6 protein-coding genes are annotated in these 10,094 nt (G+C 40.2%); 2 read left to right on the top strand and 4 right to left on the bottom strand.

From position 1 onward, the window contains the following. Positions 1-143 precede the first annotated feature (143 nt). The 4 genes from SGJ10_04220 to SGJ10_04205 form a co-directional block, all read right to left on the bottom strand. A complete protein-coding gene (locus tag SGJ10_04220) occupies positions 144-1,826 on the bottom strand; it encodes a DUF4139 domain-containing protein (GenBank protein ID MDZ4757333.1) in 1,683 nt (560 codons plus the stop codon). Positions 1,827-2,526: 700 nt separating this feature from the next. Next, the gene (locus SGJ10_04215) at positions 2,527-3,636 is read right to left on the bottom strand and encodes a HigA family addiction module antitoxin (protein MDZ4757332.1); all 1,110 of its coding nucleotides are present in this window, start codon (positions 3,634-3,636) and stop codon (positions 2,527-2,529) included. A 5-nt stretch (positions 3,637-3,641) separates the two neighbouring features. Continuing rightward, positions 3,642-3,860 carry a type II toxin-antitoxin system RelE/ParE family toxin gene (locus tag SGJ10_04210; protein MDZ4757331.1) on the bottom strand — a complete coding sequence of 73 codons (219 nt, stop codon included), beginning with the start codon at positions 3,858-3,860 and terminating at the stop codon, positions 3,642-3,644. Between the two features lie 212 nt (positions 3,861-4,072). Next, positions 4,073-5,056: an aldo/keto reductase gene (locus SGJ10_04205; protein ID MDZ4757330.1), complete on the bottom strand. Its 984-nt coding sequence runs from the start codon at positions 5,054-5,056 to the stop codon at positions 4,073-4,075. Positions 5,057-5,594: 538 nt separating this feature from the next. On the opposite strand from SGJ10_04205, the gene lon reads away from it, so the two are divergent. Together lon and SGJ10_04195 are read left to right on the top strand one after the other, a co-directional pair. Next, positions 5,595-8,105: an endopeptidase La gene (gene lon / locus SGJ10_04200; protein MDZ4757329.1), complete on the top strand. Its 2,511-nt coding sequence runs from the start codon at positions 5,595-5,597 to the stop codon at positions 8,103-8,105. 144 nt (positions 8,106-8,249) lie between these two features. After that, complete coding sequence (locus SGJ10_04195) at positions 8,250-9,791, top strand: YifB family Mg chelatase-like AAA ATPase (GenBank protein ID MDZ4757328.1); 1,542 nt, start codon at positions 8,250-8,252, stop codon at positions 9,789-9,791. The last annotated feature ends 303 nt before the right edge of the window (positions 9,792-10,094 follow it).

The raw sequence follows: 10,094 nt of genomic DNA, 5'->3' as shown, positions 1-10,094 counted from the left end.
GCTTTAACTTTTGTGAAGAAATAATATATAAATGTATTATAATAAAAAGAAGCCGCACTATGATAGTGCGGCTTCTTTTTATTATAATATATATACGCCATTCTGAGTCGGATAGCTATCGGACTCAGAATGACGGTTTAGTATTACAACCCTGCCAAAACCTTACCCTTAGGACTATGCACTTCAAAACTAAAAACTATCTTTTTCGATTCTTTGGCACCTAGTTTATAATCCCATGAGAGCTTACCGGTTGCTTCATTATACTTTGCTCCGTCGCCATCCTTCAATACTACTTTCACGTCCTCTAGACCAACCTGCACCATTGGTATTTGGTCTTCAACACGCATATTCAAACTTATAGCTTTTGTATTTTTAATTACTATTTCATAAGTATATGTTTTTATTACTTCATCGTGTAAAATGCGGTCTTTGTTTTCGTCTTTCAATCTGCGTTTGTGTATTACAAAACTATTATCACGGCCCATATTCAATAACATTGTATCTGAGGTTATATCAGGATTGATGGCCGTTGTGCCGGCAAGGTTTCCATCAAAGTATATCTTGGCATTGCCGGGTATCAAATTCAAATCTTCCCAGCCTGTTATTTGTGCCATTAGGAAAGCCTTGGTATCCATTTTGGGCACAGCAGAAAAGAAATATTTAGCAGCCAATTCTTTATTTTGAATTGCTACATAATGTTTATGTCCATCGCTGGGTATATTATACATTAGTTTCAATTCAAACTCGGTTAATAATATATTTTGCGATATGTTTGTATATAATGACATGTCTTCTGCTACTTTCAATTCATCCTTTCGTTCCAAGAGTTTCGCATCATCAGTAGATTTGCTTTTATTATATGCACCTGCATTATTTTGTGCTTGAGGAATATTTTTATAGTTGCCTTTATCATAATATACTTGTTGGTTATATATATACCAAATAGGCAATTGTGGTTTCACACTATTTTGGTTGGGAGAAGCGGTCGATAATATAATACTTGCATCCTTCCAATCGAGGCCGCTTTGTTGTTGTATAGTGGCCAATTGCTTTAGTTGTACCATATTGGTATTTGCATCACCATGCAGTTCGTAAAAGGGAGTCCAACTAGCATGGGGTATATAATATTGCAAGGTAAGTTGTGCAGTAGTTGCTGCCTCGGCAAACACTGATACCACTAGCTGCGGAACAGGTTGAGCATTGACTTCATCTTCACTTACGCCGTTTTGCAAATTCTGTAAATCTTGTTTGCGTTGCTCCAAATCGGTGGTACTTTTTTGTATCCGTTTTAACTCTCTCGAAATTTTTAATTCCTCATACATAATATTATTTAATCGACTGCGTAAAAAATCTAATCCTTCTTTTAATAAAGGCAGTGAATCTTTCTGCGATTCGCCTTTAATAGTTTTATTTCCCAATAACATTTTCTTTTCCAATTCCAAAGTATTATAACGATTCTCCGCATCCAATTTCCTATAACTATTTTCTTCCAAACTATCATCTATCATCGCAATTTGTCTATTATACTTTCCATCAAGTTTGTTCGCTACTTTTTCTTTGTATTTAAGTTGGTATTGCGTTTCCAATATTACAAAACCGCCCTTGCCCGACACCTGTATGCTAGCTTCCTGCAAGTGTGGCGATACACCTTCGAATATCAGCTTGCTATTGCCTGCGGGCAGCATCACTGCCTCCCTGCTTTGCAATTGTGCTCCTTGCAGGTATACAATGGCTTTCTTCACACTGGTTTTAATCGTTCTTTCTGTTTGTGCCTGTGTATTAAAACATAGTAATACAATGGCAAAGGGGATGATATATTTTTTCATGATGTTATATAATTTTTGGGGTTATATAGCATCTGAAACGAGAAAGTAAATGGATGCTCTCATCCTGTCCACTGAAGCGAATGTTTCCGGTTCGCTCCCAAATGTCCTTCGAAGGTAATAAAGGGGAGGATAGGATGGTGTTCTAGGGCGTCTCTCGCTGTTTATTAGGACTCACTCACATATCGCTCTCCGAGGCAGAGAGAGGCGATATTGCTCGGGGAAATCACAGCAATCGCTGGATTCTGTAGTTGTGGATTGGTTGTAAAGGCGGTGACTATGATTGCTTATGGTAACAAGTTTGAAAACTTGCTGTATGGACCTCACAATTTACGCTTCGTTAAACTTGCGAGGGCAGTCCTAGTTATTTTTATACTTACATCAATAAATGATTGGATGCTAAGTCATACATAATAATTTTTAAATTCCACAAACCTACTACCGTGGTACTCAAAACAACCAACCCGAGCCGATTTGCAATCGGCTTGCTCAAGGTTTCTGATTTGCAATCAATTTAGCACTCCACCCTCTCAAGTTAGGCGAAGCGTTCGCCACGGCAAATGGCAGTTCCATACGTTCAGTCTCCGCACTGAAGACGCTAAACCAATTTCCGCAACTAGCATATAACTCTTCACGCACCAATGAGTTCCTTTTTTACAACCGCCCTTCCCCAAAAGCAGAATGATGAGGTCACAGGTGCCCCTCACCTCAACCCCTTATCAATCTTCGTTCTCAAATTAAACTTCTTTATTTGGTGGCAATAACGCCCCAATACAATAGCAGAATGCACTTGGATTCTTTTGGCAAATGCAATAAAGTCATCATCATTAGGGTCAGAGTGGTCTATATAAAATTGCTTCCAATTAGCTTTATCAATCAAATGTTCTGTGGCAAATTCATCCGCTTCTTTTTCCTTATCATTCACCACATTATTTTCCATATCAATAAACTGTGCTTCGTTATCACTCGTAAGGTGTAAATACACATGCCCCAATTCGTGTAATAAAGTAAATGCGAAATTGTCAATCCGCTGGTGGCGTACACTCAACCCAATAGCAGGGTTACCATTGCTCCAAAACGAAATACCGTCCACAGCACACTTTTCGGGGTGTGGCAGCACCTGTAACTTAATCCCATATTCAGCCAAAACTCTTGCGGCTTCTATTACAGTATTTTTATTTTTCACCAATACAGCTTTCAATTTTGCTATCAAACTGTCCTTACTTCTGCTATCAAATTCAGCCACACGAATACTTGAAGCTTTATAGTGCACCAAGTGTGTCCAACCCGCTAAGTTTATTTTATCTACACTTAACTTCTCCGATTTGCGGTAATGAGATAGTTCGCTATTCTTCTGAGGCAATTCGTCAAAATAATTGATTTGATAAATGTCTTTAATCCTCAATAAGTCATTGGCAATATCACCGCTAATAATTCCTTGTTTCTTAAAGTAAGCAGCAGGAATCATAGTTTCAACCATTTGCCAAGTCCCAATAGCCTCTAATTTTGCCTTGTTCTTATCATTAATTTTTGCCAAGTTCAAATCATAATTCATTTGCAAATTCATCCACAATAAAGCATCCATCTTTAAGGCCTTTCCTATCAGCAAAGCAAAGTCAGCCGTAATATTTCGTTTGCCCTTTATTACCTCATTTAATTGGGTATTAGCCATGCCTATTAGGGCTGCAAAATCCTTTTGCTTAATGCCCCGTGTGTTCAATTCATCTAGCAGCATCTCACCTGGGTGTATGGCTATTGCAGGGGTTAATTTGTTAATGTTGATGGGGGTAGTCATGGTTGTTGTTGGGGGCATTTTGGTTATTCGTAGTGCTTGCTCAATTCTTCTATTTCTAACAGCACCACTTCAAAGGGTTCTTCATCATCGCTTACTTCTTCAAATATCAATCGGTATTGGTCATTCACCCTTGCCGAGCTATGGCCTTTTCTATCGCCCCTTAGCTTTTCGTAATTTAATCCATTATATTGATAAAGCTGTTCAATTTTAGTAACAGATTGAAGTCGGTTTACAGTTTTAATATACTGTTTATCAAAGCGGGGTTAGAATAGAATTCCTTCTCTTTAACCTTACGGCCTTCATATAAATCTACGAGTGTTTGGTTTTTACAAGTAATTTCCATTTGAATTCAGCTCGCAAAAGTAATCACAAATTCACAAATTCGTGAACTTTACTTGCTTTTCTGTGTACAATTTGTTAACTTTTTTATCAACTGCCACAGCAGAAAGGAAACCTAAAACAACGCCTGCACCGGCTTATTCCCCAAAATAGTATCTATCTTTTCCATTACTTCCGCAGTAAACAAAGCAGCAGCATCGAGTGCTTTGAGATTTTCGTCGAGTTGTTCTACTTTGCTGGCACCAAGGATGGCAGTGCTTACGTGTTCGTTTTTCAAAACCCAAGCGAGTGCCAATACGGGTAATGATAGAGAAAGTTCTTTTGCTAGGGTATTGAGCTTATCAATTGTTTCTAAGCGGCCGGGTTGGAACATACGTTCTTTGAGCCATTCCATTCCTTCTATATTGAGGCGGGTATCAGTAGGGGTAGCGTTATTATACTTGCCACTGAGTAATCCACTGGCAAGTGGGCTCCAGATGGTAGTTCCCAGTCCTTCGTATTGGTACAAATGCAAAAAGTCTTTTTCTATTTTTTCGCGTTCGAACATATTATACTGTGGCTGCTCCATTACGGGACCAAGCAGGTGGTGACGGACCGCTTCGATATGTGCTTGCAGTATTTCCTGAGCACTCCATTCGCTAGTGCCCCAGTATAATATTTTGCCTTGTTGTATAAGGGTGTTCATAGCCCACACGGTTTCGGCAATGGGTGTTTGCTTATCAGGTCGGTGGCAAAAGTATAAATCTATATAATCAACCTGCAAGCGTTTGAGGGTGGCATGGCAGCCTTCCATAATATGTTTGCGACTCAGACCTGTTTGATTAGGTTTGCTTTCTTCGTAGCCAAAAAACACCTTGCTACTTACCATATAACTGCTGCGAACCCAATTGGCTTTTTTGAGTACTTCCCCCATCACTAATTCGCTTTGGCCGCGACTATATATTTCGGCATTATCGAAAAAGTTGATACCTGCATCGTAGGCTTTGTGCATGAGCTTTTCGGCCATATTGCTTTCTATTTGTTTGCCAAAGGTGAGCCAACTGCCAAATGAGAGGGCACTAACTTGTATTCCTGTTTTTCCGAGTTTTCTGTATTGCATGGGTAGGTGTATTTTTGAGGGGACAATATTAGTGTAAAACATTGACCGATATATCGTCCCAAAAGGGACTTTACTGTGGTGGCTTAGCCTTTTGTTAACTATATGTCGTCCCAATGGGACTTTGGTTGCGTAGATTATTGTTTTTACCGATATTGTCGTCCTCAAAGGGACTTGTGTTGAGTGGTTCTTTTTTTTGATGCTGACCTGTCGTCCCGATGGGGCTTGATATGTCTCAATAGAGACATCATATCGGTACGTTTGTATATAAATAACTTAAAGCTTGTGTATATAGTATTGGTAAATGAGCGTTAGTTTTGAAAGTTGTATTTCTCCGTCCTTGCGAGCGTTCCGATAGCTGTCGGAATCCGCGTGGCAATCTCAATATAGGATATGATTATTCTAGTCAGTGAGATTGCTTCGTCCCTCGCAATGACGGTTTGCCAACAAAACTATTGGCACACCATTTGGCAAATAGCGAATCCCAAAATTTAAAACTACTAACTGCCATATTAACACTAGGCACTAACACAAAAAAGATATGATGAGTAACGACAATTTTATGTTTGATGAGCTAATAGACGACGATAACGATAATACCCCCGAGTTTATACCTTTGATGAGCAACGAGGCGGAAGAAGACATGAGCAAAGAGCCTTTGCCTGCTACCTTGCCCATACTGCCTTTGCGTAATACGGTTTTGTTCCCTGGTGTGGTAATCCCTATTACTATTGGTCGTGATAAAAGTATAAAACTTATCAAGGAGTCTTATAAGAAAGATAAAATAATTGGAGCTGTTTCGCAAAAAGATTCCAATATAGAGGACCCCACTTTTGCTGACCTCAACAGTGTGGGAACGGTTGCCAATATTATAAAAATGCTTCGAATGCCCGATGGAAATACCATGGTAATTATACAAGGCAAACGTCGTTTCAATTTAGAAAACGAAGTATCGAGCGAGCCATTTTTTGTAGGCTCAGTAAAACCATTTGTAGATAGGAAAGATGAGAAGTCGAAGGAGTTTAATGCCCTTATTTCTTCTATCCGCGACATGGCTTTACGCATTATAGATATCAACCCCAATATCCCTTCGGAAGCAGGGTTTGCGATGAAGAATATCAGCAGCCCCAGATTTTTGGTGAACTTTATTTCATCCAATATGAATTTGGAATTGGTGCAGAAGCAGGCCATACTAGCGATGGACAATTTGGCAGACCGAGCCAAAGCCGTTATCGAGCATTTGACCAAAGAACTGCAAATGTTGGAAATGAAAATGGAAATACAAAGCAAGGTACGAGGCGATATGGACAAACAACAACGGGAGTATTTCTTGAACCAACAATTGCGTCAGATACAAGAAGAGTTAGGACAAGATTCGCCCGATAAAGAATTGCTGAACTTGCGTGAAAAAGGCAAAGAGAAAAAGTGGCATAAAGATATAGCAGAAGCCTTTAACAAAGAACTGGACAAACTACAACGGATGAATAATATGAGTCCCGATTTTTCTGTGGGACTTAATTATGCTCAAGTATTATTAGACCTGCCTTGGAACGAATTTACTGTAGATAAACTTGACTTAAAACGTGCCCGCAGAATATTGGACGAGGACCATTTTGGAATGGAGAAAGTGAAGCAACGTATATTAGAATATTTGGCAGTGCTCAAATTGAAAGGCGATATGAAGAGCCCTATTCTATGCTTGTTTGGCCCTCCAGGTGTGGGCAAAACCTCATTGGGAAAATCAATTGCAAAATCTATAGGCCGCAAATATGTACGTATGTCTTTGGGCGGATTACATGATGAGGCAGAGATTCGTGGTCACCGTAAAACCTATATAGGTGCAATGCCGGGCCGTGTGATACAAAGTTTGAAGAAGGCCAAATCGGCCAACCCCGTTTTTATATTGGATGAAATTGATAAAGTGGGACGAGATACAAGGGGCGATGTATCGTCGGCATTATTAGAATTGTTGGATCCCGAACAGAACAATGCGTTTTATGATAATTATATTGAACTAGAATTTGACTTATCGAGGGTGATGTTTATTGCTACCGCAAACAGTCTCGATACTATACAGCCTGCCCTATTGGATAGGATGGAAATAATAGACCTGAGCGGTTATACGCTTGAGGAAAAAATAGAGATTGCGAAGAAGCATCTTATATCAAAACAGAGAGAGGCACATGGACTAAACGCACGCAATTTTAAAGTGACCGATGCTGCGGTGCGTAAAGTGGTGGAGGGCTATACCCGTGAATCGGGTGTACGTGGTTTGGACAAAAAGATTGCAGCCCTTGCCCGTGGCCAAGCTAAAGAAATTGTGATTGGCAATAAGCCCGAAACATCTATCGGTGTGCATGAAGTGAGCAAACTTTTGGGTGCTGAAAAAGTGGAACTTGAAACGTATCAAGATAATGATGTGGCAGGTGTGGTTACTGGCCTAGCTTGGACTCCCGTGGGCGGCGAGATTTTATTTATAGAATCGATACTGACCAAAGGCCGAGGCGGTTTGAAGTTAACCGGACAATTGGGCGATGTGATGAAAGAGTCGGCATCGACTGCACTTACTTATTTGAAATCGCATTCGAGTTATTTGAAAATAGAACCCGAAGTATTTAACCATTGGGATATACATATCCATGTGCCCGCAGGTGCCGTGCCCAAGGATGGCCCATCGGCGGGAGTGACTATGCTTACCTCATTGGCATCACTATTCACCCAACGCAAAGTGAAAAAGAAACTAGCCATGACAGGTGAAATAACTTTGCGTGGTAAAGTATTACCCATTGGTGGAGTTAAGGAAAAGATACTTGCAGCAAGGCGTGCAGGTATTACCGAGATTATATTATGTATTACCAACGAACGCGATGTAAAAGAAATACCTGACCATTATTTGGAAGGCTTGCAAATACATTATGTAACAAATATGCTAGAGGTTTTAGATTTGGCATTAACCGACGAGAAAGTAGAAAACCCCTTGGACCTAAAACCCTTTGAACCAAAGAAGAAAATAGGATTTGGAATGGCCATGGAGGAGGATAGTTCTATATAATTTTACCGTCATTGCGAATCTCGTTCTTCAAAACGAGACGTGGCAATCTCATCCAATCGGAGACACTACAAGATATTACTTCGAAGGATGATTGCTTTCAATGACTTTATTTAAGAAGTTTAAAAGATGTCATTAAAATAATATATGTTAGCTAAAACCTTTGGCAGTGCAGTTTACGGCGTTAGTGCAACCACTATTACTGTGGAAGTATATGTGGGCCAAGGCGAGAAGTATTATATGGTGGGGCTACCTGATAATGCTGTAAAAGAAAGTCAGCAAAGAATAGATACCGCACTTAAAGAAACGGGTTATCGCATGCCGCGGCAAAAGGTGGTGGTGAATATGGCCCCCGCTGATATACGCAAGGAAGGATCATCGTACGATTTGCCCATCGCTGTAGGAATACTGATAGCGTCAGGACAATTAGATTCCGTAATCAATGTCGAAAAATATGTTATCATGGGTGAGCTCTCCTTGGAGGGCGAAGTGAAGCCAATTCGCGGAGCATTGCCCATTGCTATACAAGCTAAAAAAGAACAATACGAAGGTATAATACTTCCCGTCCAAAATGCCCGTGAAGCCGCAGTAGTTAGTGGATTAAAAGTATATGGTGTGAGCCATATTAACGATGTGGTTGATATACTTTTGGGTACCTCTGGCATTGAACCAACAGAGATTAATACACGTGAAGAATTTGCTAACAGCGAGAATCAATATGATATAGATTTTGCGGATGTGCGTGGTCAAGAAAATATAAAAAGGGCGATGGAGATTGCTGCAGCAGGTGGCCATAATGTGATACTAATCGGCCCCCCAGGTTCGGGCAAAACTATGCTTGCCAAAAGGCTTCCCACAATTTTACCACCAATGACTTTGCATGAAGCCTTAGAGACTACCAAAATACACTCGGTAGCTGGCAAGCTAGGTCGAGAAACAGGATTGATGCCCACTAGACCATTCCGTTCGCCGCATCATACCGTGAGCAATGTTGCACTTGTTGGTGGTGGAGCAAACCCGCAGCCTGGAGAAATTTCGCTGGCACATAATGGGGTTTTGTTTTTAGATGAATTGCCCGAGTTTGATAAGAAAGCCTTAGAGGTGATGCGTCAACCTTTGGAAGAGAGAATGGTGGTGATTTCAAGAGCGAAATATTCTATTGAATATCCTGCCAGCTTTATGCTGGTCGCTGCAATGAACCCTTGCCCCTGCGGTTATTATAATCATCCAGAGAAGGAATGCACCTGCCCACCAGGTATGGTTGGCAAATATTTGGGCAGAGTATCAGGCCCATTGCTCGATAGGATAGATATACATATAGAAGTTACGCCCGTAAGTTTTGATCAATTATCGGATAATAGAAAAGCTGAAGCTAGTGTGCATGTGCGTGAACGTGTTGCTTCGGCAAGAGAAATACAGAGCAAAAGATTTGAAGGATCGGCAGGTGTGTATTGTAATGCACAAATGAGTTCATCAGAACTTAGAGAAATTTGCACAATACCTGCAGCAGGGCAAAACTTATTAAAGACTGCAATGGAAAAGTTGAACCTTTCAGCCCGTGCTTATGACCGCATTTTAAAAGTAAGCCGCACCATTGCTGATTTGGATAATAGCGAAGGGATAAAAATTGAGCACCTCGCTGAAGCTATTCATTACAGGAGTTTGGATAGAGAAGATTGGGCGGGGTAATACCATTAAGAAGTTAAGATTATTAAGCAATTTTTCTAATGTTCTTAACTTCGTTATTGGTTATCATTTCAGAACATTATACCATTTCTTAAACTATAATAGTTCTCCGACTGTGGCGGATTAGGTTTGTAGAATGGTAATACCGAACTACAATACATATAGTCCCTTTCTTTTGGTCGTTGATTTTGCTGCAAGGCTTTTTAACGAAATTGCTCAATATCCGTGCAGAAGGTTTTGTTAACTCTAAATTAAAAGGAGAATCAACGCCTATATTTCATGTGAAAAAGAAGAATAATTATTCAT

Source organism: Bacteroidota bacterium (assembly GCA_034439655.1).
GTDB lineage: Bacteria > Bacteroidota > Bacteroidia > UKL13-3 > UKL13-3 > CANJUD01.
The sequence above is the reverse complement of the archived record's forward strand: the minus strand, read 5'-3'. Positions and strand labels throughout refer to the sequence as shown.